This window comes from Moraxella sp. 179-F 1C4 NHS (assembly GCF_045370505.1).
GTDB lineage: Bacteria > Pseudomonadota > Gammaproteobacteria > Pseudomonadales > Moraxellaceae > Faucicola > Faucicola tetraodonis.
On the sequence record NZ_JBIQEC010000075.1, the window covers coordinates 1 to 695 of the forward strand.

At 38.0% G+C, this 695-nt stretch carries 1 protein-coding gene; it reads left to right on the forward strand.

The window, feature by feature from the left end; genetic code table 11:
- Nucleotides 1-110: 110 nt before the first annotated feature.
- Nucleotides 111-695: IS5 family transposase (locus tag ACH0AB_RS11905; protein ID WP_406878274.1), on the forward strand; the 585-nt coding region annotated here is incomplete at its 3' end.

Consider the following 695-nt stretch of genomic DNA (forward strand, 5'->3'; position numbering starts at 1 on the left):
TAGGTTGTGTTGAACATTTAATATACAAAAGAACATAATGAGGAAATTTTGATAAAAAAATAGCGAAGCAGTAAACTTTAAGCTCTGACCCAAAAAGAAGACTGTTCGCTATGCCTCGTCTTATGCTAAATAATCAACACTGGAAGAAGCTAAAACCCATTCTACAAGAAATTGGCATCTATGACTATGCCAATTTAAGAAAGACCGTAGAAGGGATCTTATATAAAATGCGAACAGGCATACCGTGGCGGGACTTACCCAGATATTTTGGAAAGACCAACACGATATTTAAAGCCTTTAACCGATGGTCACAAAGTAATAAGCTCATCAAATTGTTTGAAAAGATGATTCACTTTCCAGATATGGAATGGCTGTTTATCGATGCAACTTATATCAAAGCTCATCAGCACAGTAGTAGTGGTGACATGAAAGGGCAAGGCATTGATAAAAGTGTCGCAGGCAACAGCAGTAAGATTCATTTGGCGGTTGATGCACATGGCAATCCCATTCGTTTCATCATTACCGATGGCGTAACCCACGATGTTAAAGCAGCACCTGACTTGATTGATACTTTAGATTTAAGTGATGTTGTGATACTTGGTGCTGATAAAGGCTATGACTCTCAGTGCTTTCGTGAGAAAGTTGAAGAGAGTCAAACCATAGCTAATATTCCAAGAAAGCGTAACACTAAATTA